Genomic DNA, 25,941 nt, shown 5'->3' on the forward strand with positions numbered 1-25,941 from the left:
ATGAAGAGATTATTCACCATAGTATTTGTAATAACGAGCTGTTTTACAGCAAAAGCGCAGTCACAGCAGGGAGTTGTAACCTATGAGCGTGTACAGTATTATACCAAAATTATTGCCCGGCTCGATTTTCTGACCCAGGAAGAAAAGGACCGTGCTAAACTTACCTGGGGCAAGGACGACGAATGGAAATCGAAAACGCGTCTTTACTTTAATGGAAATGAGAGTCGTTATGAGGATGTGGTAGAAGAAGGAGGCTGGGGCAGACCTGACGATTATATCATTTACAGAAATTACGAGAAGGAAAACATCACGAATATCGAAACGGTATCCGGTAAAACTTACATTACCGAAGACAGTCTCAGAGCACCGCAGTGGAAAGTGATGAATAAGATCAAGGAGATCAAAGGGTATCTGTGTATGATGGCCGTAACGAAGGATACCATTAAGAATCAAACAATCACGGCCTGGTTTGCCAACGATATTGCTGTACAGGCCGGCCCGGAAAAGTATTTCGGACTACCAGGGCTTATCCTGGAGCTTGACATTAATGAAGGCGATGTCGTCCTGACAGCAGATAAAATTGAACTGAAGCCTGTCGAACCCGCTCAGTTGGCATTGCCCAAAAAGGTGAAAGGTAAGAAACTGAATCAACCTCAATATGACGCATTAGTGGCAGATTTGATGAAGACCAGCATCAAAGGACGGCGTAATCCATTCTGGTCGATCCGGTACTGAATTTAGTTAATATTGGTTACATCCATAAGGGGTTAAACAGGCCTCTGTGCTCCTGAAACAGTGAATATTAGAATCAAATTAGAAAAGACAGATTGTGTTTAGCAATCTGTTTTTTTTATACCTTTGCACTTTGAAAGTGCCGGCATTCTCTTCTGGCTTGATTTTTGTGCTGAATTTATCTTTTCTAACGTTTAACCAGTGTTTATACCAAAAATAACCCTTTAATTATGAGAAATACGCTTGTAGCTGTTGCTATGCTGTTTGTTCTGGGTTCATGTGCAAGTAAGAAAAAAATGCTTGCCGTTCAGAACAAAGCAAATGAAATCCAAATCCAGCTTGACAAAGCAAGAGCTGACCTTAATGATTGCGACAGCAGAACTGCTAGTTTGAATAACGATCTTAAGCTAAAGAACGATGAATTGACCAGCAAAAACGCCAAATTGAAAGAGCTGGAAGATCAGGTTGATTTCTTGAAGAGAAACAACAACAACCTTCTTGACCGTATGTCTGACCTTTCTGTGATAAGCAAAGAAGGTTCTGAAAGTATCAAGAAATCTCTTGCGATGATGGATGCACAAGGTGTTCAGATCCGCGATTTGAATGCAAGTATTCAACGTAAAGATTCTTTGAATATGGCGCTTGTTCTTAATCTGAAACGTTCATTGGCTGATGTTAGCGATGAAGATGTGCAGGTTGAAGTGAAAAAAGGCGTTGTTTACGTTTCTCTTTCCGACAAAATGTTGTTCCGTTCAGGAAGTTCTGTGATCAATACACAGGCAGAGACAGTTTTGGCTAAGGTTGCTAAAATCCTTAACGACTACAAAGAGATCGAAATCCTTATTGAAGGTCACACGGATAATGTACCTATCGCTACTGACAAAGTTGCTGACAACTGGGATCTTAGCGTATTGCGTGCTACATCTGTTGCGCGTACACTTCAGAAGAAATATGGTGTTGAGCCAATTCGTATGATCGCTGGTGGTCGTGGTCAATACCTGCCCAAGGCACCAAACGATTCAGCACCTAACCGTAGCCTGAACCGTCGTACGGAGATCATCATTACTCCTAAATTGGATCAGTTCTTTAATCTGTATACTCCAAACGCAGGAAAATAACTGAATTTAAATATTTGGATAAAGGTCCGTCAGTTTGCTGACGGGCCTTTTGTATTTTAAAGGGACTCAACTATCTTGTAGGTACAAAAAGATATTATTAATTTCACTAAATCCGGAATTCTATGATGACTCATGCCCCGAATCGGGAAAACATTCAGCAGGCCCATGAGCTTATAGCACCATTCATTCACCGTACACCGATCATGACCTCATCTGCATTGAATGCGATCAGTGGCGCTGAGCTGTACTTCAAATGTGAAAATCTTCAGAAGATAGGTGCTTTCAAAGCCAGGGGGGCGCTCAATGCGGTATTGTCATTACCAGGGCAGGATAGAGTAAACGGCATAGCGACGCATTCCTCTGGTAACCACGCGCAAGCGATTGCATGGGCTGCGGCAAAGGTGGGAACAAAAGCATTTATCGTGATGCCCGACAACTCTCCTCTGGTTAAAATAAAGGCGGTTGAAGGCTACGGAGCAGAAATAACATTCTGTAAGAATACACCCGAAGAGCGTGAAAGTACAGTGCTTCAAATTGTAGAACGAACCGGTGCTACTTTTATACATCCTTTCAATAATTACGAAGTGATCACGGGGCAAGCGACGGTAGCTAAGGAGCTGATAGAAGATTCCGATCCTGCACTGGATGTAATAGTTGCTCCGGTAGGTGGAGGAGGACTTTTGAGTGGCACTGCTTTATCTGCCAGGTACTTTTCGCCGGGAACAAAGGTTTATGCTGCTGAACCTGAAGGAGCTGCTGATGCTGTTCTCTCATTCAGAAACGGACGTATTGAGAAGGCTCCATATGTAAACACGATTGCCGATGGATTATTGACTTATCTGGGTGATAAGACTTTTCCCATTATCCATGGGCACGTGGCTGACGTACTCACCGTTTCGGATCAGGAAATTATTGATGCCATGCGGCTGTTGTGGGAAAGAATGAAATTGGTTGTGGAACCGTCTGGTGCAGTGTCATTGGCAATGGTGTTGAAAAACAAAGCGCTTTTTGAAGGTAAAAGGATAGGAATTGTAATTTCGGGTGGTAATGTAGATTTGGGCAGGCTTCCATTTTGATTGAGGCATGCAAATTGTATCAGTTAATACTAAATGGTTTGATAATCCGTTTAATGCTAGAAAATAATCAGAAGTTTGTCCATCAATTTTTACATTTGGAACTTTAAAGCATACATCAATTAGAATAATATGAAAAAGTTAATTTTCTGCTGTCTGGTGATTTTCATGGGGGCTTGTAAGGATAAGGACAAGGATGCGGAGCCGGAGAATGATTTTGCATCAGGTTTTGTAGGTACCTATCAGACTACCACCGTTGAAAATGGATTAGCAACTAACCATATCTGGGATATACAGAAAGTAAATAATAACCAGCTGAAAATTGTTTACGACAGGAGCTACACGGTTGAAATACCTGGTGAGACCGTTGTCAGGGTTCATAAAACTGAATTAGGAAATGTAACTACAACGTCTGCTGACAGATTTACGATCAATGAGACAGTGGTAGTTGATCAGGGCTCTGGTGTTACAAGAAGTGAGAAGCTGGAAGGGCAGGGGACGAAGGTATTGAACGCTTCAGGTAATCAGCAGATTAATATTGACCTAAAGATTACCAATACTGCGACTGGTACTTCTACTCAGCCATATCTGGAGTTTAAGAAGAAATAATATTTGCAGAACCGTATAGCGGAACGCCGCCAGCTGTCAACAGTTGGCGGCTTTTTGTATTTTTGGCTGTTTCATCGTAAAAGTGTTGGCGGGCGGTCTTTGATTAGTTTAAGTAAATGGAGGTATACTAATATTTATTAAAAAATATAAATAAATATTAATGATTAATAAATTTAAACTAATGTATCGGGTCGTGGTTCATGTCCGATTGATTATATTTATAACTTCCATTTATCCGGAATAATGTTTGGGTACGCAATCGGAATTTATTTTACCATCATTAAGTGAATCCTGAAGCTATATCTTTCAGAGAGTTAGGTGGCGTATCGTTGACTACATTGTGGTATAGATCGTGGAAATTCCGGAATGTTTAAATTGCTGTACTAATATTTGTTATTTACATTGTGAAAATTCAGAGAAATCTGATTGTAATAAATTAACCAATCTTCATCCTTCATAAGAATTAAAGGACTAAACCAAAGCAAATGAAAAGAAGAGATTTTATGCAGATGTCTGGTATGGGATTGGGGGCTTTAATGCTTCCTTCGGTGCCTTTAATAGGTAACCCGGTCTCCGCCGAGCAACTGACTGAACCCTGGCTGGATGTAGCCACGAAAAAACAGTTGACTGAAACGGCACTGAACGCAGCCAAAAGCAAAGGCGCGACTTACACAGATGTTCGCATCGGACGTTATCTTCAGCAATACGTATTCACCCGTGAAAAGCAGGTCCAGAACATTGTGAATGCTGAATCTTACGGGATAGGTATCAGAGTGATTGTGAACGGAACCTGGGGTTTTGCAGCAACCAGCGATGTGACTACGGATGGTATTGCTAAATGTGCGGCTACGGCTGCTGCAATCGCAAAAGCGAATTCTAAATTCCAGAAGGAGCCGGTGGTACTCGCAGCTCAAAAGGGAGTAGGAGATCAGGTATGGAAAACGCCCCTTACCAAAAATGCCTTTGAAATTCCGGTAAAAGAGAAAATTGATCTTTTGATGAATGTGAACGGTGCTGCCATGGATAATGGGGCCGGATTCGTTACATCCAATATGTTCTTTGTTAATGAGCAGAAATATTTTGCATCATCTGATGGCTCATTCATTGATCAGGATATCCACAGGATCTGGCCGACATTCACTGTAACGGTCATTGATAAGGCTGCGGGTAAGTTCAAGACGCGAGATGCGATCAGCTCTCCGATGGGTATGGGTTACGAGTATCTGGACGGCCTTGCGTCAGAGAAAATTGCAGGTCCGATCGGTCTTGTCGGATACCGCAACTCTTATGATATGGTGGAAGATGCCATTACTGCCGCCAAGCAGGCGAAGGAAAAAGTAACGGCTAAGTCTGTAGTGCCGGGCAAATATGATTTGGTATTGGATCCGAACCACCTTGGTCTTACAATCCACGAGTCGGTGGGGCACCCTACTGAACTTGATCGTGTGCTGGGTTACGAAGCTAACTACGCAGGTACCAGCTTTGCCACACTGGATAAATGGGAAACCAAAAAGTTCAATTACGGAAGTAAGCTCGTCAATATTGTAGCTGATAAAATCCAGCCTCATACACTGGGCGCTGTGGGTTACGATGACGAGGGTGTGCCTTGCAAAGAGTGGGATATTATCAAAGACGGTATTCTTGTCAACTATCAGGCTACGCGTGACCAGGTAAGTATTCTTGGAGAGAAAGAGTCTCATGGGTGCTGCTATGCAGATAACTGGAACTCGGTACAATTCCAGCGAATGCCTAATATTTCTCTAAAGCCGGGCACTGAGAAACGCAGCGTTCAGGATATGATCAAAGGTGTGGATAAGGGTATCTACATCATAGGAAGAGGTTCCTATTCGATTGATCAGCAGCGCTACAATTTTCAGTTTGGAGGGCAGGTATTCTATGAAATCAAAAATGGTCAGATCGCCGGAATGATAGATGATGTGGCTTATCAGTCCAACACGCAGGAATTCTGGAATTCGTGCTCTCAACTTTGCGATAAGGACGACTACCGGACTTTCGGTTCTTTCTTTGACGGAAAAGGGCAGCCTTCCCAGGTCAGTGCGGTATCTCATGGAAGTGCAACCACGCGCTTCGATGGCGTGAATGTGATCAATACCGGAAGGAAGATCTAAGATCTGCCTGCATTCGATGAAGTTCAAAAATCTAACGTATTAACTTTTTCCTAATGGCCATTTTAACTAAAGAAGAAGCAAAGAAAATTATAGATAAGGTATTGGCCTATTCCAAGGCTGATGAAATGAGTGTCAGTTTATCAGGTTCTCGTACCGGTAATATTCGTTATGCACGTAACTCGGTTTCTACCAGTGGTGAAACCACGGATTTGGCCTTAGCTGTAACAGCGGTGTTTGGCAAAAAATCAGGAACATCTACGATCAATGAATTTGATGATGCATCTCTGGAAAAGACGGTACGCCGTGCTGAGGAGATTGCCAAACTGGCTCCTGATAATCCTGAGTACGTACCCATGCTGGGTCCTCAGAAATATCTGGACATCAATTCTTATGCAGAAAGCACTGCGAAAATCACTCCGGAGTACCGCGCTCAGGCGGCCTTTGACAGTATTGACCCCTGCGTAAAAAAGAATCTGACTGCTGCCGGTTATCTTGAAGATTCCACCGGTTTTTCTGCCATCGGTAACAGCAAAGGTTTGTTCGGTTATAACAAGGCTACTTCCATTGACTTTTCGATTACAGTGCGTACAGCTGACGGAAAAGGTTCAGGGTATGCTACACGCGATTTTAACGATGCATCTAAACTAAGTGCAAAAGCAACCACAGAGATTGCGATGCAAAAGGCGCTTGCTTCGTCAGATGCAAAAGCGTTGGAACCAGGTAAATACACCGTTATTCTTGAACCGACCGCTGCTGTTGATCTGCTTCAGAATATGATGCGGAGTTTTGACGCCAGAAGTGCAGAGGAAGGTCGTAGCTTCCTAAGTAAAAAAGGAGGTGGAACCCGCCTGGGAGAAAAACTCTTCGATGAGCGCGTGACCATCTATTCAGACCCTCAAAATGCCGAAATTCCTGGCTCCCCATTTGGCGGAGGCGGTGGTGGCCGGATGGGGGGCGGAGGTGGCGATGGCCGCCCGCAACAGAAAGTGACATGGATTGAAAAAGGTGTAGTGAAGAATATGTACTATTCCCGCTACTGGGCAGAAAAGAAGGGCGTAGAGGCAATTTCTTCTCCTTCCGGGTTCATTCTTGCAGGAGGAACTGAGTCGTTGGCCGATCTGATCAAAGGAACTGAAAAAGGAATTCTGGTAACCAGACTTTGGTATATCCGCGCTGTAGATCCGCAAACATTGCTCTACACCGGACTAACACGTGACGGTACTTTCTATATCGAAAACGGAAAGATCAAACATCCGGTTAAAAACTTCCGTTTTAACGAAAGCCCTGTAATCATGCTTAACAATCTGGAAGCGATGGGTAAACCAATGCGCGCGGGAGGGAACCTGGTTCCACCGTTGAAAATCAGAGACTTTACTTTCACCAGCTTATCGGACGCTGTATAGAATAGCCGGTATATTTTTAAGATAATCATTCATTGTTTTAACAGAATTTATTTTGAAACGCAGAGATTTTATACAACTCGCCGGACTTGGTACAGGCGCTATGATGTTGCCGGCTTTTGCCATGGGCAAAAATGTAGCTCCCGAAGCATTATTGGCGCCGGGACTTGATGTAGCCGTAAAGAAAAGACTCGCTGATGCCGCTCTGAATGCAGCCAAAGCGAAAGGTGCTACCTATGCTGATGTTCGCATTGGCCGCTATCTGAACCAGTTTGTAGTAACCCGTGAAAACAAAGTTCAGAATATTGTCAATACCGAATCCTACGGAGTGGGGGTGCGCGTAATCGCAAATGGATGCTGGGGATTTGCAGCAGTGGTGGATGCGAAGAGCGAAGCGCAAATGGCAAAAGCGGCAGAAGATGCTGTCGCGATAGCCAAGGCAAACTCTAAACTGATGAAAGAGCCGGTTCAGCTGGCTCCCCAGAAAGGATTTGGCGAAGTGAGCTGGAAAGCACCAATCAAGAAAAATGCTTTTGAGGTACCTATTCAGGAGAAAGTGGATCTATTACTTTCTGTAAATAATGCAGCGCTGACCAATGGTGCCAACTATGTCAACTCTGTGATGTTCCAGGTCAACGAGCAGAAATACTTTGCCTCAACAGATGGCTCCTATATTGATCAGGATATTCATAGAATCTACCCGCAGTTCAACGTTACAGCTATTGATGCACAGACCGGGAAATTCCAGACAAGAAATGCGCTGAGTGCTCCGGTCGGGATGGGTTATGATTACCTGCAGGTGAATCCTTCAGATAAAGTAACTGGAATTACCACGCGTTACAACAAAGGCTATGATATGCTTGAAGACGCAATCTCAGCCGCTAAGCAGGCAAAGCAAAAACTGACAGCAAAATCAGTCGAAGCAGGTAAATACGATCTGATTCTGGATCCTTCGCACCTGTGGCTTACCATCCACGAGTCGGTAGGTCACCCCCTGGAGCTGGACCGTGTACTCGGATATGAGGCGAACTTTGCGGGAACATCTTTCGCGACGCTTGATAAATGGCAGTCGAAAAACTTTCAGTATGGTAGCAAGGAGGTAAATCTGGTAGCTGACAAGCAGCAGATAGGTTCTTTGGGTGCTGTAGGCTGGGATGACGAAGGGGTAAATACCAAGAAATGGGATCTGGTAAGAGATGGTGTCCTTGTGAACTATCAGGCCACCCGTGACCAGGCGCATATCATCGGAGAAAAAGAGTCCCATGGTTGCAGCTATGCGGATAGCTGGAGTTCCGTGCAGTTTCAGCGTATGCCGAATGTTTCACTCGAAGCAGGTAAAAAGCCATTGTCAGTCGATGAAATGATCAAGGACGTGAAGAAAGGAATTTACATTATCGGTGATGGTTCATTCTCTATTGACCAGCAGCGTTATAACTTCCAGTTTGGCGGGCAGCTGTTCTACGAAGTGAAAGATGGCAAGATCGTTGGTATGCTCAATGATGTGGCTTATCAGTCCAATACGCAGGAATTCTGGAACTCTTGTTCACAGGTTTGTGATGAGCGTGACTACCGTCTGGGAGGTTCTTTCTTTGACGGAAAAGGTCAGCCGTCTCAGTCGAGTGCGGTTTCTCATGGAAGCTCAACAACACGCTTCAACGGAGTGAATGTAATTAACACAGCTCGTAAAATTTAAAGTATTACTGCCATGTCGATCATATTAAGTGAATCGGAAGCCAAAGCGCTTTTACAAAAAGTGCTGAGCTATTCTAAAGCAGATGAGTGCGAGGTGAATCTGATGGGGGAGCAACGTGGTAACCTGCGCTATGCACGTAACGAAGTGTCTACCAGTGGATCGCTGATCAACCAAAACTTACAGGTGCAGTCCGCGTTTGGGAAAAAGGTAGGTGTTGCCACCATCGATGAGTTCAGTGAGGAATCATTAAAAAAAGTGGTTCAACGGGCTGAAGAACTGGCTAAACTGGCACCTGAAAACCCTGAATATATGGGATTGCTGGGGCCGCAGAAATACGGTGCAGCTTCCAAAGGATATTTCGAATCTACAGCTGGCGCTAGTCCTGATACACGCGCGAATGCAGTTTTGAAAAGTCTGGAACTGACAAGAACCCAGAAGTTAACTGCTGCAGGTTTTTTGGAAGATCAGAAAGGTTATTCTGCCATGATGAATTCAAAGGGCCTGTTTGCCTACTATCCCAGTACGAGCGTAAATTTCTCATTGACGGTGCGTACCGAAGACGGAACCGGTTCAGGATACGTGGCCAAAGGATACAGCGACATGAGTAAGCTGGACACAGCAGCAGCGACAAAAATCGCAGTGCAGAAATCGCTGGGTTCGGTGGGAGCGAAAGCGCTGGAACCAGGTAAGTATACTGTTATTCTGGAACCTACTGCAGCGGCTGTTCTGTTGGAAAATATCTTTTTTAGAATGGATGCGCGTAGCGCCGATGAAGGACGTTCGTTCCTAAGTAAGCAGGGAGGGAAGACTAAGCTGGGTGAAAAGATTATGGATGAAAGAGTTAACTTTTACTCAGACCCATCTAATCCTGATTTGCCCGCTTCGCCTTTTGCGGGAGACGGACAACCCCAGGACAAGCGTTACTGGATAGAGAAGGGGACGGTAAAGAATATGTATTATTCGAGGTACTGGGCCCAGAAGAACAATGTTGCTCCAATACCCTTTCCCAACAATATGATTATGGACGGTGGCACAGCGTCACTGGAAGACATGATCAAATCCACCAAACAAGGTATACTTGTTACAAAGTTATGGTATATCAGAACAGTGGATCCACAGACCCTTCTGTTAACCGGGCTTACCCGTGATGGTACATTTTATATCGAAAACGGAAAGATCAAACATCCGATCAAAAACTTCCGTTTTAACGAAAGTCCGGTAATTATGCTGAACAATCTGGAGACACTCGGTAAGCCGGAGCGTGTAGTAAGTACAGAGTCTGACCGGAATTATCTTATCCCTCCGATGAAGATCAGAGAATTTACTTTTTCATCTCTATCCGACGCGGTGTAGATTTTTGAAACGCAGAGTTATAAAGTGTTTTCGCGGAGTTGCACAGAGTTTAGCTTTAAACCTTTGTGCAACTCCGCGAAATACTCTCTTTACTCTGCGAGAACCTTTAAATAATGCGACCATTCTTTTTTACACGTATTCAATACACATCTGGGAACTGGGATACCGACCAGCGCATGCCTTCAAACCTGCTACACTCGTTGGTTGAATACACGACCATACCCGTTGATGAAAAGGAAAAAGTCGTGCAGCTGAGCAGTAACGAGATCTTTAAAAGTCCGTTCTGCTACCTGAGCGGGCATAAACTGGTAGAATTTTCGAGTCAGGAAAGAGACCATTTTCGAAGGTATGTTCAAAATGGCGGTTTTGTTTTTGTCGACGATTGTAATCACGACATCGATGGCCTTTTTGCAAAATCCTTTGAACAGGAAATGGAGAGGACTTTCGGAGCAAAAGCACTTCAGAAAATTCCTAATAATCATCCGATATACAATTGCTTTTTCAAATTTGAAGATGGCCCGCCTACAACTTCCTTCGAGCTCAACGGTTGGGGAGATGATCTTGTACACGACTACCTGAAAGCCATTATTGTCAACGGAAGAATAGGGGTGCTGTATAGCAATAAGGATTATGGCTGTGAGTGGGATTATGATTTTCGTAACAAGCGGTTTCTGGCTGTAGACAATACCCGGTTCGGAGTGAATATTGTCATGTATGCGTTGACTGCCTGATCCAACGGAAAGAGCTATTTTTTGATTAATAATAAAAGAAACGAACATTGGAGACTCAGGAATTAAATCATTATAAAGCATTGGTGGCGAAGCTGCCTGATCTTAAAACCGAGATCGCCAAAGTGATTGTGGGCCAGCAGGAAGCGATTGATGAAATACTGATTTCTCTTCTTGCAGGAGGACATTGTCTGCTGGAGGGCGTACCGGGACTAGCCAAGACTCTTATGGTGAAAACCATGTCGGAAGCTTTGCACATGAGCTTTAAAAGGGTTCAGTTTACCCCCGATTTAATGCCGGGAGATATCATCGGTACCGAAATACTGGAAGAGGATCACGAGACAGGAAAGAAGTTTTTTAAATTTAACCAGGGACCCATTTTTGCCAATGTGGTACTTGCCGATGAAATTAATCGTACTCCACCCAAAACCCAGGCCGCGCTATTGGAAGCGATGCAGGAGAAAAGCGTAACCTATGGTGGAACGAACTATCCGTTACCCGCTCCCTTTTTGATCATCGCAACACAGAATCCCATAGAGCAGGCAGGAACATATCCTTTACCCGAGGCGCAGCTCGACCGCTTTTTACTTTACATCAAACTGGGTTATCCAAGCGAACAGGAAGAGTTGAATGTACTGAAAGGAACTACGGGCTCTTTCAAACCGCAGATTAACCGTATTTTAAGTGATTCAGACATTATTCAGCTCCAGAAGCTGACCAGACAGGTTCATATCAGCGACGAACTGATCAGCTGGATTAATAAGCTGGTGCGGGCCACAAGACCTGACGGTTCTCCTTCTGAGTTTGTGAAAGAATGGTGTGACTGGGGTGCAGGGCCACGCGCAGGTCAGGCATTGGTACTGTGCGCAAAAGCGAGAGCAGTATTGCATGAACGCTTCTCGGTTATTCCTGAGGATATACAAACACTTGCCTATCCGATCTTCCGTCACCGGATTGCGATGAATTTCAGAGCAGAGGCCGATGGTATCACTTCCGATCAGGCCATTTCGGAACTATTAAAAGTTGTAAAGCCCAACTAAACGGGTTTGTCCGCACCACAATCATAAGAGATGGTAAAAAATACTGGTTTACTGGCGTCGGATCTGATCAGGCTCAAAAATCTGCAGCTCACCGGAAAACTGGTCAGCGACGAGCTCATGCTGGGTATTCATTCCAGTAAGCGCTCTGGTATAGGAACTGAGTTTGAGCAATACCGGCACTACGAACCCGGTGATGATCCCAAGCGTATCGACTGGAAACTGTTTGCAAGAACAGACAAGCACCTTGTGCGGGAATCATCTACTGAAAGTGACAGGCAGGTTCGCTTTGTGTTGGATCTGTCCGGCTCTATGAATTACGCAGAAAAGGGTATAGCCAGGTTGGATTACGCCAGGATAATTATGGCCTCACTTGCTTATCTGTGTTACATTCAAAACGATCAGATGAGTTTGTATTTTTTGAAAAAAGGAAGTGTACAAACCGCAGTGGGTACAGGATCATCTTCATCAGGAAAACAGGCATTTCAAAAGATACTGGTGGCGCTCGAAAAGAGTGAAGCCGCCGGCGAATGGACAGAAGCAACTGAGGTACGGTTTGCAGAATTTCAACAGAAAGGAAAGGAGCAGCTGATTTTTATTACAGATTTTTTGCAGGCGGGCGAGGAATGGCTGTCTCTGATCAAATCACTGGCCAGCCCTAAAAGAGAAATTGTGATTTTTCAGATTTTGGGTGATCAGGAACTTGACTTCAATCTGAATGGATTTTACAGATTTAAAGACCTTGAAACAGGTAAGGAAATTGAGCTGGATGCATCTTCTGTCCGTGAACGTTTTCTTGCATCTTCGCAGCAATACCTCGATCAGGTAAAATCTGCATTACAAATCCCATATGTAAGGCTGGTAAGAGCAAGATTGAGCGATCCGATAGGTATGGTATTAAAAGCATTTTTAACCAAAAAGAAAGGATAATGACATTTTTGCAACCTGTTTTGTTGTGGGGATTGCTGGGTGTGATTATACCTGTGATCATTCACTTTTGGTATCAGAAAAAGGGTAAAACAATCGCTTGGGCTGCAACACGCTGGCTCACTGATAAAACCAGTCTGCAGCATCGTGGTATACGACTGGATGAGATCCCCTTGTTGCTATTGCGCTGTCTGCTTGTTATTCTGCTTGTGTTGCTGCTCTCAAGGGCAGCTATTTCGTGGCTGGATCAAACAGGGCAAACCAAACGTGTGCATCTGGTGGAGTCGGGTGAGCGCGTAGCAGATGCGTTTAAATTTGAGATAGAGGAAGCATTAAAAAAAGGAGAGCAGGTGTTCTGGATCAGTAAGGAGCCGGTTGCTCTCACAAATTCCGAAACTGTTCCCCCACTTTCATCAGGACTGGATTATTTGCAGCAAAGCATTAATGCCATAACCGGGAAAGGCGCGCAGCTGATGCTATACGTCGGAAATTCACCAGGAATTTCTCTTCCATCCAGGATTGTCGTACCGGCGGACTTTCAACTCATGACGACTGTTGACTCCACATACAATCGGGCTGTAAACTATTTTGCTATAGACGCTTCTACAGGACTCTTTGTAGATAAGCAATCTGGTATTCTGAAAACAGGTGATCTCAGAGAAAATGCGGGAGCTACCAAGAGTGGAAACGGGCCGGTCAGCGTATTGCTTGAATATAAAAATCAGACAGAGAAAAAAACTGTAAGAGCTGCATTGATGGCTTTTTCAGAGGTGTATAAAATCCCGTTTATGATCGATGAAGTAGCGTCCGACAACAAAAATTACGACTGGATTTTTACAAATGATCTTGTGACGAATACCGACAAATCAACAGCTTACGTAGTTTCCGGAAAGCAATACCCGGGAGTTGTTCCGGCTCAGGTTATATCTGTCGGCGATTCTCTCAAAGTTTCTTCCTCGGAAATGGTCCGAGAAGGAAGACTGCCGGAATGGTTTGGCCAGCAATTTGTGAATCGCTATAATCTAAGCCAGCCTTCAGATATACTTAGCGGTAAGCAATTAAAAACCAGGTTTGTATCTATGGATAGTGCCGGGCAGCAATCGTCTGATCATTTCGGGAAGTATCTTTTATTGGGTTTTGTGATGACACTTCTTTTGGAAAGATGGCTGTCGTTGAAGAAAAATGTGACACAGACCTATGCATGAACTAAAAAAACTCATCAATAACGTAAGCATTCAGTTATACACTGCGGCATTTCTTCAATGTGCTTTGCTTTTCGTAGCTGTCTATCTACCTGTCGCTGCATTCAACAGTGAAGCATCTGTATGGCCGGTTTTAGCGGGATTCCTTGCTGCAGGCATCGGTTTCTGGCAAACAGGGATTTTTCAAAATAAAAAACAGCAGGCTATATCGCTGATTCATGCCCAAGTGGGGCAGGCAGAATATAGCTTGCATCTGCTGGATAAAGAAGAGCTCAATCTTGCAGAACAATTGCAGCTGGAGCGCCTGGCAGATCAGCAGGTGGTTTTCCCGTATGTGCGCCTGTACAAAAGTTTGGGCTGGTATGCAGGGTTGCTGGCATTGTCAGTTGTGTTTTATTGGATGTATCCGCTTATCGCAAACAGGTCGGCAAAAGCCGGGATAGCTGCAGTTAATGCGTCTGAAAAGAAACCCGCAGTCAACACAAGTATACCCCCGGTATTTCAGAATGCCGAAGTGCGTATCACTCCGCCTGCCTATACAGGATTGACGGTCAGCAATAGTAAGGACATGAACATTAGTGCTGTTTCGGGCTCACAGCTCGTATGGCAGCTTCATTTCAGTCATCATCAGAAACTGGTTGTAAAGCTCGCTAACAGCAGGGGAGAGGAGGTCGTTTTTAAGGATTTGGGAAGTGTTTACCAGTATTCCGATAAGCTCACAGGCTCAGGCTTGTACGCGTTCAAGGCATATTGGAGAGATTCGCTTGTGTATCAGTCTGATTTTTACAGATTGGAAGCTTTACCCGATCTTCCGCCTAAAATCGAACCCGCCTCCAAAGAACTTTACAAATATCATTTTCTGAAAGACAGTAAGTCTCTGAATATTGCAGCGAAAATCTCTGATGATTTCAGGGTGCGACAAGCATTTATTGTGGCTACCGTAGCCCGTGGTAGTGGTGAAAATGTAAAGTTCCGGGAAATGAAATTTCCACTGAGTCCGGCCGATTTCAAGGAAGCTAACCTGCAAAAAACGATTGATCTGAAGGCTTTGAATTTCACACCTGGCGATGAGCTTTATTACTACTGGGCGGCAGTAGACAACCGTCAACCGGAAGCCAATTTCAGTAAGTCGGATACCTATTTTGTGGTTTATAAAGATACCGCTCAGGTAGAGGAAGCTGAGCTTGCTACAATGGCGGTCAACATTATGCCTGAATACTTCCGTAGCCAGCGTCAGATTATTATCGATACAGAAAAACTGATTGCCAGAAAAAAGAAAATCAGCAAGAAGGAGTTTAACTCAATCTCAAATGAAATCGGTTTTGATCAGAAAGTTTTAAGGCTGAGATATGGTCAGTATCTGGGTGAGGAATTTGAAACGAGTTTAGGCGGAGCGGCGGGCCCGCCGGCAGAAGGAGAATCCGGGGGAAACATACTGGATGCTTTTACGCATAAATCTGATGGAGAAGGTGAGGCGGCGGAACGAAGAGCATCGGAGCCGGATCATGACCATGGACACGATCACGATCATGGGAGTTCGGAGGGCGATTCAAAAGATCCTCTCGCTGCTCTGATGGAACAATATGTACATGCGCATGATGATGCCGAAACCAATACATTCTACGAGCAGTCAACACGGAGTCTTTTGAAAATGGCTCTAGAGAACATGTGGCAGTCGGAGCTTCATCTGAGAATGTACGAACCTGAAAAGGCCATTCCTTTTGAAAACAAGGCATTGGAATTTCTGAAATCGGCTCAGCACAAAGCACGGACATTTGTGAAGAAAAGTGGCTATGATCCCCCTCCGATCAAGGAAAAGGAGAAACGGCTTACCGGCGAAATGAAGGATCTGAACAAGAATTTGTCATCAGAGAAAAACTACAGAGAGAAGACAACCGGACAACTTGTTGCAGAGGTGTTGGGTTATCTGCAAGCTGAAAAGCTCTCAGGCAATATGCAAAGCCAGATGCAAATTGCCGGTTCTGTTTTATCTGAAAGACTGCTGAACAGTGGTCCTTTCAATGGCGGACCTAAAAACTGGAAAGTGCTGGCCTCACTACAGAAAATGGTTAGTGCCAAGCCTCTGAGTGAAAAGGAGAAGATGGAACTTAAAAATGAACTTTACAAACGGGCCGACAAGGCGTTGGAACGAAACAAGGGCTACAGAGGTGAACAGAAACTGGAAGGGGCCTTTTGGAAAATGATGCAGTAGTATGATTCAGTTTAATTTTGATTTTCATGACGGTCTTAATCAGATCATACTGATTCTGTTGGTGATGTTGCTGCCGGTACAGCTCTGGTTGCTACTCTTCAAATCTAAACCATCATGGAATGGCAGGCTATATCTTCGTTTGGGATTGAATATACTACTTTGGTTGGTGACACTGGCATTTGTGTTGCAGCCATTCTGGTTTTCTGATGGTTCCGGCCGAACAGCTTTGCTTTTTGGCGAGGAGGTATCAGACGATTTCCGTCAGGCGGTAAGAGATAGCCTTCCGCAATCAAGAGTGATTCGTCTGGATGAGAATACTGATGCTGAGAAGCTTTTATCGGTAGATTCATTGGTAGTGGCAGGTCAGTCCTTTTCTGACAAAACATTCAATAATTTACTGCTAACCACTAAGCGCCCTGCTCTGAAATGGATTCCGTTTCGGCAGTCCAATTCTGTTTACAATCTGCATTGGAAGGCTGTCCTTCGCAAAGGAGAAATGCAGACAGTATCAGGTAACATCCGAACAGATGCGCAGCAGCAATTGCGGTTGTCTTTTGCCGGCAGGACAATAGACAGTACCAAACTATCCACGGGCGACAATTCATTTCGTCTGCAGGCTCCGGCCTTTGCTCAGGGGCAAAGCTGGTTTACACTTACTATGGGGGAGAAGGTGCTTGATACGCTTCATTTTTTTGCCCGACCTTCCGAGCCTCTGGTATTTCAGTTTGTTCAGCAGAGTCCCGACTTTGAGAGTAGGAACCTCGCTACATGGCTGGGGAAAAATGGACATTCTGTGCAGTATTTAACGACTTTGTCCAAGGATCTTGAAAGTAAAGAGTCGATTAACATGTCCAAAAAGGAGGCAGATATTATCGTAACAGATCCGATGAATGCCTCAGGTGCACTGGTGAAAAAAGCCTTGGCTGCTGGGAAAAGTGTTCTATTTATCAATATTGCCAATCCTCTTTCTGATATCGGGCGAATCAATACTGCGCTTGGAACAAAATTCGCCTTAAAGCGGACATCTCAGCAGGAATCTGTTACCATTGCGTCTGGACTTACGGCTTTCCCTTATTTATTCTCAGTTTCAGGACGTCAGCTGAATGCTGCTGACTTGCCGGTAGCGATCGAAAAACAAAAAGGGAAGGTAGCGGTAAGTCTGTTGAACGAGACTTTTCCTTTGATGCTGGCGGGGGATAGTCTGGCTTATCAGAAAGTCTGGAACAGTATTCTGGCGCTAGTTCACCCTTCTTCTAGGAACAATATTTCAGTTGAGGCCCCGGTTATTTCAGGATTGCCTGCAGAGGTCAGTCTGAACAATTTCGCGAACTTGCCGACGCAATTCACAGTAGGTAGCGATACAATTTTTCCGGTGGAATCTGCACTGAACGGCCTGTCTTATTCTGCATCATTCAGACCTGTAGAAACCGGCTGGCTCAGTACGGCCGACTCTTCAGGAGCCAGGCTATTTGTCGAAAAACAATCTAACTACTCAGATGCCCGGATCCGGGACTTTCTCAATTCTTACTTTCAGAAAGATGCAGCAGTTGCCTCGACAGATCAGGCACGTCATCAGCCCTCACCCTGGCTTTGGCTGGGTCTGTTACTGGGATGTCTTACCGCAGTCTGGGTTGAAACAAAGTTGTAACCTTTAAGGCTGATTTGTGTATTTCAGACCTTAATGCATATCTTAAGGGTCTGAATTTACCACCACATCTAACAGCTCACCATGAGAATCGCCACTTTCAGCACACAATCCTACGACCGACAGTTTCTTGATCAGTTCAACACGGGACACGAAATCAAATATTTCGAGCTGCCTCTCAATGAGCAGACAGCCTCTCTGACAAAGGGTTTTGACGCGGTATGTATTTTTGTTAATGATACTGCGAACAAGGAGGTAATCAACATTTTGTCACAGAATGGAATCAAACTCATTGTACTTCGCTGTGCAGGGTTCAATAACGTTGATTTACCGGCGGCCAAAGAGGAAAATATTACTGTCACACGCGTACCAGCCTATTCGCCGGAGGCCGTGGCGGAACATGCACTCGCATTGATACTTACATTGAACAGAAAGACACATAAGGCCTATAACCGGGTACGAGAGGGGAATTTCTCGTTAGAAAAACTCATGGGCTTTAATCTCCACCACCGGAAAGTGGCTGTGATAGGAACCGGCGGAATAGGTAGGGCTTTTTGTAAAATACTGCTTGGTTTTGGCTGTAAAGTAGCTGCTTACGACGTCAGTGTAGATGAAAGTCTGATAGAATCAGGTGTGGTGTATGGGACATTGGAAGAGACGTTGGCCGGAGCAGACATCGTTTCGCTGCACTGCCCGCTATTGGAAAGCACGCACCACCTCATCAATACACAGACTTTAAAATTATTCAAGCAGGGCGCTATGTTGATCAATACAAGCAGAGGCGGACTTGTCAATACGGCTGATGTAATCGAAGCACTGAAAAGCGGTCAGCTTGGAGCCCTTGGTCTTGATGTGTATGAGCAGGAGGGAGATCTTTTCTTCCGGGATTTTTCAGAAGATATTATTCAGGACGACCAGATTGCCAGGTTAATATCCTTCCCCAATGTGCTGATTACCTCTCATCAGGGATTTTTCACCAAAGAAGCCATGGAGCAAATTGCTGTGACCTCATTCGGGAATATTGATGCTTTCCACAAGGGGCAGCAACTTCTCAATCAAGTGGAATAAAACGATTTGTGAGAGCTGCTATCTGGAGTGGCTCTCACAAAACTTACTGAGAATTTCAACAATGTTTTGTCGTGTTTTTTATCACTGTCCTTGCATCTTTGCCTTTCGGGTAGTGAAGTTCTGACATTTTTTCTCCGGCAGGCATAATAGGAGCTAATGCTCTATCTTACTTAGAGAGGCATCATTCTTATTTTGGCAACTCTGATTTGATTTTTACCAATTGACCTAGAAGAGAAGTTAGTGGAACTGAAACATTTCCTATCTGCGTTGCAGCAGCAGCCACCGCAAAATTGAATGATTCTATTTCTGTCTGTCTCTTGTTTAATATATCCTGATAAGTGGATATATTTTGGCCGTCGGACGACCTGCTGATCGCCAGGACATTTTGTAGCACGTCATCGTGAGTCAATTGTATGCCATAATGCCTGGCAACAGAAAGGCACTCGTCAGTTACCGATTTACCAATTTCTAATGTAGATTCATTACGGTAGAAAACTCCGTTATCAATCTACAGCAGCGGGCAAATTGAATTGAACACACAGTTGCTGATAACTTTTTTCCAAATTAGTGTCTGTATATCATGCTTATGACGGAAGGGAAATTGATTCGTATCCAATTGTTTAACGATGTGTCTGAGAATATTACCAGAACCGTTTACTACACCAATCGGTGATGTGGCAACAAGCTTAAACCTAACTTGATTCTCTGCGGTAGATTCACTTGTTGCGTATAATAAACATCTGTACAAGTTGTTGAATCCATTATCTAAGAAGCTATTTTCAACGTAAGCAGTCGGCTATCCCGCTTGTTTTGTAAGAGGTATGCTATAGGGATTATTGATTTAGTTTCCAGCAATTTGGAAGAAGGTCGGAGAATCTGCCGCCGTAGTTAGGATCATTCATTTTACGAAGAATATCCAGCAGCCAGTCTTGCGGATTTACCTGGTGTTTTCTGCATGAGGCAAAAAGAGAGTAAATCATGGCAGCATTTTGCGCAGTGTCGTGTGTATCTGCGAAAAGGAAGTTACGTCGACGCAATGCGATTGGTCTGATAGCATTCTCGATCAGATTATTGAGGGCGCCGCTGCGATCGATTTGTAAATCTCCATGGAGCGCATAGTCTCTTACTTTCCATCAATGGAAGAGCATATCCAATCGCCTTTCCAATAGGACTATGTGGTAGTACTTTGGGATACTCCTGCTGCATCCATTCGTGTAGTTGGGTGAGTATCGGCAGAGCTTTCGTCATCCTTTTTTCAGCAATCTGACCTTCACTGAGTGGTGGCGTATGCTCACGGATTTCCTTTTCAATCCCGTAAAGCCGGCCGATAGTTCCTACTGCCCAGGCAGCTCTTTCGCTGTCATTTTTAACCGCTTCATCAAAGCGGTCCGCCTATTTGTATTGGTTGTACTTGAAGTAGATAAATCCCAATAGGCATTGCATGGTCCATTCATCAAATTTTGGTAGGTTGCATTTAGAAATATCAGCCATTTACCCTTGGGAACGGTGATTTAATGTTGGAATATTTATAACTAGCGATGGTATTAGTAGTACGGCCAGTTATATTTGGTGGTGTGCCTGTATTCCCGGAAGCTATTCGTGTTTTCGTATCCATCCAGGTACCCACTCCCTTGGCGTTGGAAGTGAATACTTTGCCCGCACCTTCGCTTCCGTCCTGAATTCTCACTTGTCCTGTAGTCTTATTGATTCTGAAGACGCTTCCGTTGTTTGATTCTACTTCAAGATTGGTATTTGTAGCAATAGTCGTCGTGTTCGAGCCAATTTTTACCTGAGCAAGTAACTCTGAGGGAGAGAAAAAAGAACAGACAGTTGATGACGTCAAGAAAAATACCTGAAATAAGGATTTGTTTAGTTTCATAAACGTTGTGATAAGTATACTGATGGTTAAATATTAATTGAGGACATTAGCTTCGCGTGAGTTCTCAAGTTTCCAAGAGAGATTGTATGAGAGCAGACTTTAATTAGGGAAGGATAATAATTTCTCAACAGCCGAAAAGTATGACTAGGCAGTTGAAGTTGGAAGATGCTGAGGAGATAGAAAGCCGACTATGTTCAAAGCACCTAAATAGCGATAAGCTTTGCGGATGCGATTATCGATGAAGCTAATTTCCTTATCAAAGCCATTGATGCCAGCTTGTAAACTGTCAAACTTTAATGATAGGAGGAGGGAATTCATTCTATTAACGTTGAGTAAATATCGAAGTAACGTTACGATTTCAAATGTAGAATCCTTTTGTTGTGGATAGCAAAAATGACCGTGGACAAAATCGTGGAGAATAAGTAAAATACCTGCTAATTCGCAGGAAACAATGTTTTTTGGAAATAAAAGTGGCGGGAGTTTAGTAAGAATACCATGGGTTGGATGTCAATTTCGTCCTGGATAATTACTGATAAAAACATTTGTTAATCCCGGTGTGGTCACGGATGTCCATAATACTCACGGACACTGCTTTAACTTATCAGGTAAATGTGTGTTTAAAGAGTGATAACTTATTACTTTTTCAATGACACGATAGGGAGGAATTTTTACCAGGCCAACTCGCAGCTATATTATGCCGGATACTGAGACTTGGTAATGATGGAAGTAAAATTGAGAGGTAGCCATATTTAACACTCTGCTTTTGAAACCAAATACATCGGTACCCAAAATCTTGTCTACGAATAGCCATCAGGGTTACTCTGGAGTCTGCTCAATTGGATGGTTCCTGATTTTGGCATGATGTTTATATAATCCTTCATGTAAACTGTGCAGATACCAAAACACTGCCCTAAAAGGCATATATTCCGCAGTTATAACATTTTGTACTTATTAAACAGCAACGCATGGAAGGCAATTCGAAGCCCTTTAATATAGATAATACGTTGGAATTAAATCGATTGGAGCTGGCGCTCGAATCGGCTGGTATAGGAACGTGGGAACTCGACTTGCACAACCTACAGTTTCGCTGGTGCAGAAGGGCAAAAAAGTTATTTTCTTTTGATGGAGAAGATGTTGTCAAGCTCGAAACCCTGTTAGAACTGGTAGATAATGATTTTCGAAATGCGTTCAAAAAAACACTTTTGAATGCGAAATCGAAAGAATCCTTTTCTTTGGAGATTAAGTTGTATGCAGCTGATGAGGATGTGTGGGTACTTTGCAGGGGAATGGCGCATCAGCATCCAACAAACGGGCTGCCTATAATATTGGGGACGTTTGTCGATATAAGTCATGAAATCAAGCTTCGGGACGAAAAATTAAAGACGAGTAAGCAAAGCCAGCTGTTTAAAACCATCGTTGAGCAGGCGCCTATGGCCATAGGCCTTTTGAAAGGACCCGAGTTAATCATTGAGCTTGGAAATGAGAAAATATTTGAAATGTGGGGTAAGACGAACGCAATCGCGGGAGTGAGGCTTGCGGATGCTCTGCCTGAGATTCAAGGACAAGGCTTTCTTGAACTATTAGCAGACGTATACCAAACAGGCAAAGCTCATTTTGGCAATAGTGCGCTTGTGAATCTGGAAAGAAATAACAGAATCGAACAGGCCTACTTCGATTTTGTTTATTCTCCCGTCCGTGACAATCATGGGTCGGTGAACGGAATTATGATTATGGCAACTGAGGTGACTGAGCAGTTTAATGCCATTGCAAAGTTGGAGGAAAGTGAATTGAAATTCCGTACGCTTATCGAGCAAATGCCTGTCGGAGTCAGTTTGTTTACAGGGAAAGATATGATCGTGGAACTGATAAACCAGCCGATGATTGAATATTGGGGGAAAGATAGCTCAGTGATTGGTAAACCACTTCATAAGGCACTTCCTGAGTTGGAAGGACAACCGTTTCTTGAATTATTGGCAGACATCTACGAAAACGGAAATACTTTTACTTCGGTAGACGCACCGGTGGACCTGGTGGTCAATGGTGTTTTGGACCGTTACTATTTTACCTATACGTATAAACCTCTTTTCGACGAAACCGGTAAGGTATATGCCATCATAGATATGTCTATTGATGTGACCGAACAGGTGCTGGCCAAGAAGGCACTTCAGGAAAGTGAGGCAAGATTAAAATCCGTGATTTCTTCGGCTCCCGCCGCGATAGGACTTTTTGTAGGCAGGGAGCTTAGGGTAGAAATGCCGAATCAGTCATTTATTGATATTGTAGGTAAAGGTGCTGATATCGTAGGGAAACCGCTCAGTGAAGTAATGCCGGAGCTGCACAATCAACCCTTTCTGCAAATTCTGGATGATGTTTACACAAGCGGAGTTACCTACCAAAGTTATGGCACACAGGTAGACATTGTACAGCATGGTGTGATGAGCCATAATTTCTATGACATTACCTACTCTCCACTTTTGGACAGTGAAGGAAATGTTTATGCCATTCTGGATATTGCTATCGAGGTTACGGAAAGAGTCAATGTAGAAAAGCAGATTCATGAAAGCCAGTTGCAGTTACTGTCACTTTTTGAGCAGTCTCCTGTGGGTGTCGCCATGATTAAAAAAGATGATCTTGTCTTTACAATGGCAAATCCCTTCTACTGCAAACTGATAGGACGGAATGCGGAGGACATTTTAGGAAAGCCGCTTTTGGACGTACTACCGGAAATGGAAGGACAGGGCTTTGACGAATTACTGAAAAATGTGATAAACACCGGAATACCGTATCACTCCAAAGAACAGGCGGTAGAAATTGCCTATGAAGATGTGCTGCAAACGATTTATGTAGATCTTACCTACCAGCCTCAGCGTAATATGGATGGGGTTATTATTGGCGTACTGGTGGTTGCTACAGATCTTACAGAACAGGTAAGAAGCCGAAAACGATTACAACAAACGGAAGTATTCCTGAGAGGTGCTATCGAACTTGCGGAGTTGGGTACCTATTCTATTGATGTTGAGAACGGAAGTGTTGAATGCTCGGACAGATTGAAACATTGGTTTGGATTGCCTGACCAGGACCAAATAACAGATCAAATGATCTATTCCGCAGTGTCTCCGGACGATCTGCCAGCTTTGACTGAAGCGATTAGTCAGGCTCTTTCGCCGGCAACCAATGGTTTCTATGACATTGAGTACAGGCTTAATCCCGAAAAGGTAAAGACTTCAAGAATTTTGCACGCTCAGGGCAAAGTGCTTTATGATCAGAAGCATAAACCGGTTACGATTATAGGTTCGGTGCAGGATGTTACCAATCAGCGCATTACCGAGTTGTCTCTGGAAGGGCAGATACAGGAGCGTACCGAACAGCTGGAAGCAACCAATGAAGAGCTGGCGGCGATCAATGAGGAATACATGGCTACCAATGAGGAGCTTTCTGAATTGAACAATCTTTTGAAACAGTCCAACGTAAATCTCCAGCAGTTTGCCTACGTGGCATCTCATGATTTGCAGGAGCCGCTACGTAAAATTCAGTCTTTCTCAACACTACTCGTGGATCGTTACGGGCCACAGTTGGCCGACGGAATAGATTATCTGCTTCGTATGCAAAGTGCAGCCAGGCGAATGTCTGAGTTAATTGACGATCTGCTTGCATTCTCCCGAGTAACCTCTCCCAAGAATGTGTACGGGAGGGTATCCCTAACCAAAATCGTTTCAGCTGTCCTGAATGATCTTGAAATTGCAATACAGGAGTCTCAGACCGAGCTTTATGTTACCCCTTTGCCTGACATACAGGGCGATAACACGCAGTTGTCGCAGCTGTTTTTGAATCTGATCAGTAATGCGATAAAATTCAGAAAGCCAGATGTAAATCCGGTCATTTCTATAGAGAGTAAATTGGTACACCATTATGAGCTGGGTCCTTCTGTACGACCTACCCGAACCTCGAATTCATATTATCAGATTGATGTAAAAGACAATGGGGTAGGGTTTGAGCAGCAATATGCCGAGCGTATTTTTCAGCTATTTCAGCGTCTGCATGGCAGGAGTGAATATTCTGGTACGGGTATAGGCCTGGCGATTTGCGAACGCGTGGTCAGCAATCATGGGGGTGCAATCCTTGCGAAAAGCAGCCCGGGTGAAGGAGCTACATTTAGTGTATTTTTGCCTTTGTAATTTTCATGAAGGCCGATCCATAATTTCTTTTCTATGTGCTAAACCCCAGTAATGGAGCTCTTCCATCACTTTTTCCAGGGACATTCCGTGGGTAGTAATTGTGTATTCTACTGTAGGTGGGAATGTGTCATACACCGTTCTCAGGATCAGTTTGTTTGATTCAAGTGCTTTTAACTCTTTGGAAAGTGTCTTGTCTGTAATTCCGGGCACCTGTTTAGAAATTTGTTTGAAGCGTAACGGGCCGGTCGACAAAGCAAATAGTATCAACAATTTCCATCTTCCTTCCAGCGCTTCCAAAGCATCTTTAATTGAAAGTGCAGTTTTGGGGCATCCTCCGTTTGTGAGCATGTTGTTATCTCATTTAAAATCAGCAATACTATCCAGGTGGATAGCGCTATCCAATCTGGAAGTGCTTTCAGCCGGATAGTAAATGTAGCTAAGTTTGTCTCAGAAACAAACAAGACACAATGAAGATGACTGATCCAAAGTTTTACAAAAAAATGAATGTCTCGCTATGGACGCTACAGTGGACATTATCGCTGCTAATGCTATCTGGTGCTATAATGAAATTTATGCCGATTGCTAATATAGCTTCTATAATGCCCTGGATGGGGCAAGTGCCTGAGTACATGGTTCGCGGTCTGGGGTTTATCGATCTGGCTGCTGCAGTAGGGATAGTGCTTCCGGCCTTGATGAGACGGAACCGTCGGATGACCTTATTTGCTGCTGCGGGGATCTTTTTGTTAATGATCTGCGCGGTTGTGTTTCATCTGTTTAGAGGTGAGGCGGAATCCATCGCAGTCAATATTTTCACAGGTATATTAGCACTTTTGGTCGGGGTAGGTCGATGGTATGAGCTGCGGGAGGCCGGCAAAAAAGGACTAACAATCTGCTGATATTATTTGCCGGCATCCGAGCCGAATTGCGTGGGTTTTATCTGTTCCAATGCCGGCAAGAAATT

21 protein-coding genes and 1 pseudogene are annotated in these 25,941 nt (G+C 44.0%); 17 read left to right on the forward strand and 5 right to left on the reverse strand.

The window, feature by feature from the left end; all coding sequences use genetic code 11:
- The 15 genes from DSL64_RS07590 (at position 1) to DSL64_RS07660 (ending at position 18,926) form a co-directional block, all read left to right on the forward strand.
- A complete protein-coding gene (locus DSL64_RS07590) occupies positions 1-735 on the forward strand; it encodes a GLPGLI family protein (RefSeq protein ID WP_115830073.1) in 735 nt (244 codons plus the stop codon).
- Positions 736-962: 227 nt separating this feature from the next.
- On the forward strand, positions 963-1,850 hold the full coding sequence (locus DSL64_RS07595) for an OmpA family protein (RefSeq protein ID WP_115830074.1): 888 nt from the start codon (positions 963-965) through the stop codon (positions 1,848-1,850).
- Between the two features lie 125 nt (positions 1,851-1,975).
- Complete coding sequence (locus DSL64_RS07600; protein ID WP_374755825.1) at positions 1,976-2,926, forward strand: pyridoxal-phosphate dependent enzyme; 951 nt, start codon at positions 1,976-1,978, stop codon at positions 2,924-2,926.
- Between the two features lie 129 nt (positions 2,927-3,055).
- The gene (locus DSL64_RS07605) at positions 3,056-3,532 is read left to right on the forward strand and encodes a hypothetical protein (RefSeq protein ID WP_115830076.1); all 477 of its coding nucleotides are present in this window, start codon (positions 3,056-3,058) and stop codon (positions 3,530-3,532) included.
- Between the two features lie 485 nt (positions 3,533-4,017).
- The gene (locus DSL64_RS07610) at positions 4,018-5,661 is read left to right on the forward strand and encodes a TldD/PmbA family protein (RefSeq protein ID WP_115830077.1); all 1,644 of its coding nucleotides are present in this window, start codon (positions 4,018-4,020) and stop codon (positions 5,659-5,661) included.
- A 53-nt stretch (positions 5,662-5,714) separates the two neighbouring features.
- The gene (locus DSL64_RS07615) at positions 5,715-7,064 is read left to right on the forward strand and encodes a TldD/PmbA family protein (protein WP_115830078.1); all 1,350 of its coding nucleotides are present in this window, start codon (positions 5,715-5,717) and stop codon (positions 7,062-7,064) included.
- A 52-nt stretch (positions 7,065-7,116) separates the two neighbouring features.
- Entirely contained in the window at positions 7,117-8,754 is a 1,638-nt protein-coding gene (locus DSL64_RS07620) for a TldD/PmbA family protein (RefSeq protein WP_115830079.1), read from the forward strand.
- Between the two features lie 12 nt (positions 8,755-8,766).
- Complete coding sequence (locus DSL64_RS07625) at positions 8,767-10,107, forward strand: TldD/PmbA family protein (RefSeq protein ID WP_115830080.1); 1,341 nt, start codon at positions 8,767-8,769, stop codon at positions 10,105-10,107.
- A gap of 113 nt (positions 10,108-10,220) precedes the next feature.
- Entirely contained in the window at positions 10,221-10,838 is a 618-nt protein-coding gene (locus DSL64_RS07630) for a DUF4159 domain-containing protein (RefSeq protein ID WP_115830081.1), read from the forward strand.
- 47 nt (positions 10,839-10,885) lie between these two features.
- Positions 10,886-11,875, forward strand: a complete 990-nt coding sequence (locus DSL64_RS07635; protein ID WP_115830082.1) for an AAA family ATPase — start codon at positions 10,886-10,888, stop codon at positions 11,873-11,875.
- Between the two features lie 30 nt (positions 11,876-11,905).
- Positions 11,906-12,802 carry a DUF58 domain-containing protein gene (locus DSL64_RS07640; protein WP_115830083.1) on the forward strand — a complete coding sequence of 299 codons (897 nt, stop codon included), beginning with the start codon at positions 11,906-11,908 and terminating at the stop codon, positions 12,800-12,802.
- Positions 12,802-14,004 carry a BatA domain-containing protein gene (locus DSL64_RS07645; RefSeq protein WP_115830084.1) on the forward strand — a complete coding sequence of 401 codons (1,203 nt, stop codon included), beginning with the start codon at positions 12,802-12,804 and terminating at the stop codon, positions 14,002-14,004. The genes DSL64_RS07640 and DSL64_RS07645 overlap by 1 nt, the downstream gene beginning before the upstream one ends.
- Positions 13,997-16,213: a hypothetical protein gene (locus DSL64_RS07650; RefSeq protein WP_115830085.1), complete on the forward strand. Its 2,217-nt coding sequence runs from the start codon at positions 13,997-13,999 to the stop codon at positions 16,211-16,213. Before DSL64_RS07645 ends, DSL64_RS07650 begins: the two co-directional genes overlap by 8 nt.
- A gap of 1 nt (position 16,214) precedes the next feature.
- A complete protein-coding gene (locus DSL64_RS07655) occupies positions 16,215-17,861 on the forward strand; it encodes a hypothetical protein (protein ID WP_115830086.1) in 1,647 nt (548 codons plus the stop codon).
- An 81-nt stretch (positions 17,862-17,942) separates the two neighbouring features.
- Positions 17,943-18,926: a 2-hydroxyacid dehydrogenase gene (locus DSL64_RS07660; protein WP_115830087.1), complete on the forward strand. Its 984-nt coding sequence runs from the start codon at positions 17,943-17,945 to the stop codon at positions 18,924-18,926.
- A gap of 187 nt (positions 18,927-19,113) precedes the next feature.
- On the opposite strand, the gene DSL64_RS29520 is transcribed toward DSL64_RS07660, so the two are convergent.
- The 4 genes and pseudogenes from DSL64_RS29520 to DSL64_RS07680 all read right to left on the reverse strand — a co-directional run bounded on the left by DSL64_RS29520 (position 19,114) and on the right by DSL64_RS07680 (position 20,805).
- Positions 19,114-19,434 carry a ketopantoate reductase family protein gene (locus tag DSL64_RS29520; RefSeq protein WP_115830088.1) on the reverse strand — a complete coding sequence of 107 codons (321 nt, stop codon included), beginning with the start codon at positions 19,432-19,434 and terminating at the stop codon, positions 19,114-19,116.
- Positions 19,435-19,759: 325 nt separating this feature from the next.
- Positions 19,760-20,020 (reverse strand): transposase domain-containing protein, encoded by a 261-nt coding sequence (locus DSL64_RS29660; RefSeq protein WP_510185882.1) that lies wholly within the window; start codon positions 20,018-20,020, stop codon positions 19,760-19,762.
- A pseudogene (locus tag DSL64_RS29525) lies at positions 19,995-20,297 on the reverse strand (IS66 family transposase); the annotation flags it as partial. The pseudogene DSL64_RS29525 and the gene DSL64_RS29660, both read right to left, overlap by 26 nt.
- A 112-nt stretch (positions 20,298-20,409) precedes the next feature.
- On the reverse strand, positions 20,410-20,805 hold the full coding sequence (locus tag DSL64_RS07680; RefSeq protein ID WP_115830091.1) for a hypothetical protein: 396 nt from the start codon (positions 20,803-20,805) through the stop codon (positions 20,410-20,412).
- 965 nt (positions 20,806-21,770) lie between these two features.
- On the opposite strand from DSL64_RS07680, the gene DSL64_RS07685 reads away from it, so the two are divergent.
- Positions 21,771-24,980 carry a PAS domain-containing protein gene (locus DSL64_RS07685; protein WP_115830092.1) on the forward strand — a complete coding sequence of 1,070 codons (3,210 nt, stop codon included), beginning with the start codon at positions 21,771-21,773 and terminating at the stop codon, positions 24,978-24,980.
- A 3-nt stretch (positions 24,981-24,983) separates the two neighbouring features.
- On the opposite strand, the gene DSL64_RS07690 is transcribed toward DSL64_RS07685, so the two are convergent.
- The gene (locus tag DSL64_RS07690) at positions 24,984-25,328 is read right to left on the reverse strand and encodes a winged helix-turn-helix transcriptional regulator (RefSeq protein ID WP_115830093.1); all 345 of its coding nucleotides are present in this window, start codon (positions 25,326-25,328) and stop codon (positions 24,984-24,986) included.
- Between the two features lie 119 nt (positions 25,329-25,447).
- Here DSL64_RS07690 and DSL64_RS07695 point away from each other — a divergent pair, with 119 nt between their 5' ends.
- Entirely contained in the window at positions 25,448-25,876 is a 429-nt protein-coding gene (locus DSL64_RS07695) for a DoxX family protein (RefSeq protein ID WP_115830094.1), read from the forward strand.
- The last annotated feature ends 65 nt before the right edge of the window (positions 25,877-25,941 follow it).

The sequence above is a fragment of the Dyadobacter luteus genome (genome assembly GCF_003383615.1).
GTDB lineage: Bacteria > Bacteroidota > Bacteroidia > Cytophagales > Spirosomataceae > Dyadobacter > Dyadobacter luteus.

Bases quoted from the DNA above. Each gene is read 5' to 3' on its own strand.
- DSL64_RS07590 (WP_115830073.1), top strand. From the start codon at position 1: ATGAAGAGATTATTCACCATAGTATTTGTAATAACGAGCTGTTTTACA.
- DSL64_RS07595 (WP_115830074.1), top strand. From the start codon at position 963: ATGAGAAATACGCTTGTAGCTGTTGCTATGCTGTTTGTTCTGGGTTCA.
- DSL64_RS07600 (WP_374755825.1), top strand. From the start codon at position 1,976: ATGACTCATGCCCCGAATCGGGAAAACATTCAGCAGGCCCATGAGCTT.
- DSL64_RS07605 (WP_115830076.1), top strand. From the start codon at position 3,056: ATGAAAAAGTTAATTTTCTGCTGTCTGGTGATTTTCATGGGGGCTTGT.
- DSL64_RS07610 (WP_115830077.1), top strand. From the start codon at position 4,018: ATGAAAAGAAGAGATTTTATGCAGATGTCTGGTATGGGATTGGGGGCT.
- DSL64_RS07615 (WP_115830078.1), top strand. From the start codon at position 5,715: ATGGCCATTTTAACTAAAGAAGAAGCAAAGAAAATTATAGATAAGGTA.
- DSL64_RS07625 (WP_115830080.1), top strand. From the start codon at position 8,767: ATGTCGATCATATTAAGTGAATCGGAAGCCAAAGCGCTTTTACAAAAA.
- DSL64_RS07630 (WP_115830081.1), top strand. From the start codon at position 10,221: ATGCGACCATTCTTTTTTACACGTATTCAATACACATCTGGGAACTGG.
- DSL64_RS07640 (WP_115830083.1), top strand. From the start codon at position 11,906: ATGGTAAAAAATACTGGTTTACTGGCGTCGGATCTGATCAGGCTCAAA.
- DSL64_RS07645 (WP_115830084.1), top strand. From the start codon at position 12,802: ATGACATTTTTGCAACCTGTTTTGTTGTGGGGATTGCTGGGTGTGATT.
- DSL64_RS07650 (WP_115830085.1), top strand. From the start codon at position 13,997: ATGCATGAACTAAAAAAACTCATCAATAACGTAAGCATTCAGTTATAC.
- DSL64_RS07655 (WP_115830086.1), top strand. From the start codon at position 16,215: ATGATTCAGTTTAATTTTGATTTTCATGACGGTCTTAATCAGATCATA.
- DSL64_RS07660 (WP_115830087.1), top strand. From the start codon at position 17,943: ATGAGAATCGCCACTTTCAGCACACAATCCTACGACCGACAGTTTCTT.
- DSL64_RS07680 (WP_115830091.1), bottom strand. From the start codon at position 20,805: ATGAAACTAAACAAATCCTTATTTCAGGTATTTTTCTTGACGTCATCA.
- DSL64_RS07685 (WP_115830092.1), top strand. From the start codon at position 21,771: ATGGAAGGCAATTCGAAGCCCTTTAATATAGATAATACGTTGGAATTA.
- DSL64_RS07690 (WP_115830093.1), bottom strand. From the start codon at position 25,328: ATGCTCACAAACGGAGGATGCCCCAAAACTGCACTTTCAATTAAAGAT.
- DSL64_RS07695 (WP_115830094.1), top strand. From the start codon at position 25,448: ATGAAGATGACTGATCCAAAGTTTTACAAAAAAATGAATGTCTCGCTA.